We start from the raw sequence: 1,859 nt of genomic DNA on the forward strand, positions 1-1,859 counted from the left end.
ATCACTTGCCAAAGTGATTATTATCAAGCCCCTATTATGGGCGCACTAAAAGTATAGAAACTCCCGTCCTCCGTGATTACCGACATATTGGTTTCGTTCGGGAAGTTACGCACGGTAGCTTTCACGCGGATGACGTTCTCCGCTCCGTCGGCTTTACCCGCAATCAGGTCGGGCGAGCCTAAATCGACGTAGCGCACCTCCGAGGGGAAAATGACGTGGACGGTCTTGTCGTAGGTCACTTCCAATCCGTGCGGCGGAACCATGCGGTCGAAGGTCAGCTTCTTTGTCAGCCCGTGATACAGATCGCCGTCCGCCTCCTTCTGCGGATAGACCTCCTTTGTCAAGGTCGGTTGTTGGCTTTGCCTTCCTCCTCCTTGCGAGGCATAGTCAAGCGAGCTTGTCTCTGCTCTCGCTTCGTTCGTCGGTTCACTTCCGTTGTTCTCTCCAACGGTTACGTTCTCCTGCGCGTTGGCAGTTATGATGCCCATAGCGAGGGCAAACATGATGATTACTTTTTTCATTCTACTTTGGATTTTAGTGGTAAATAAAAATTTGGTTGTTGTTTTTTTAGTCGTTGATTGTTATTGTTTTCAATCTCTGTCCTGATATAGCATGACCTTGTATCCGGATTTCAGATGCACCTTGACGGTACGCATCTTCTTGGCGATATACTGGCTCGTGCCTTGTATCAGCCCCTTGCCCAAGTCGGAGGCGAGCTGCGCCCCTGCGTTGGTGGAGATATTAATGCTGCTGCCCAGCGAGCCGCCCATGTTGGCGGCAACCTCCCTGACGGCGTTCATCTCCATCGAGTTTGGAATGAAGATGCCGGGCTGTCCGTCCGTGTCATACACCGCCAGTTCTACCGGGATAATCGTACCTGCGTACTCCAGCGAAGTAATTTCAATATCGAGTCGTTCGCCCTGAATCTTTGCCGTGCCTACCACCACTGCATTGCGGGGTATGATTTTGTCCGCCACTGCCATCGGCTCCAGCAGCCGTAATCTTACCGCCTGCCCGTCAGTCACACTCTGCGCCCCATAGACACACGCCGATATGGTGTTCCTGTCCGATACAGTCGTGACACCCACCGCCGTATTGAAACTGCGGTTGCGCTCCTGCGAGAAGGAGGCGACAAACTCAGCGTTGCTCATCGGCTGTGAGAGCGAAGATACCACCTGATGCGTTACCTGCCTGACAGGTGCAGCCGTGTTCTTTCCGGCTTTCTGCACGGGGTAAGGCTCTGCCGCCTGTCCGACAGGTGGCTGTGTGCCGTTCTGCCCGCCCATGTACTTCGCCGCCAGTTCATAGGACTTCTCCATGAGTGCCACTTGGTCATCCATAGCGGATGCCTTGCCTTTCTCGGTTTCCAGTTCCGATTCCAGCGAGGCGATACGCTCTAACAGTTCGTCCATTTCCGCGTTGTCGTTCTTCGGCTGCTCATAGAAGTTGCCGAGCGTGGTATTGAGGTCGCGGTAGGCAGCTGCGGAGGATTGGATGGTTTTCGGAGCGGATGATTTTGCTGTTGCATCTTCCGCATTTCCGGGATTAGCAAGGTCGAAGTCCCTGCCGCCGTCCGTTTCCGCCACCTCGCGGTCGAACATATCGCCCAGTTCCTGCATGGCGCGGCTGCGGTTCTCCTGCCGTTCCTCCATTGCTCCCTGTTCGTAGGCTTTCGCCTTGTCGCCGATGATCTGGCGGTTCGCCTTGTCAGCGTCGGGCATTTCGATGTTGTAACCACCCGTTCCCGGTTGCTGCTCCTTGTCGGAAGACGGGGCGAATATCAGCCACATAGCACCGATGAATACCAGCACTATAGCGGGCAGCACTATCATTTTCTGACGTTTCAGCCTTTGGGCTTC

General features: G+C 54.5%; 1 protein-coding gene and 1 pseudogene. Both read right to left on the bottom strand.

Features of this window, described 5'->3' with window-relative positions; translation table 11 throughout:
* Window positions 1–44 precede the first annotated feature (44 nt).
* A pseudogene (locus DXA54_RS27870) lies at window positions 45–521 on the bottom strand (DUF4138 domain-containing protein); the annotation flags it as partial.
* A gap of 69 nt (window positions 522–590) precedes the next feature.
* A partial coding sequence (gene traM, locus DXA54_RS27875; RefSeq protein ID WP_120081206.1) for a conjugative transposon protein TraM occupies window positions 591–1,859 on the bottom strand: 1,269 nt, incomplete at its 5' end.

This window comes from Bacteroides sp. OF03-11BH (genome assembly GCF_003604005.1).
Lineage (GTDB): Bacteria > Bacteroidota > Bacteroidia > Bacteroidales > Bacteroidaceae > Bacteroides > Bacteroides ovatus.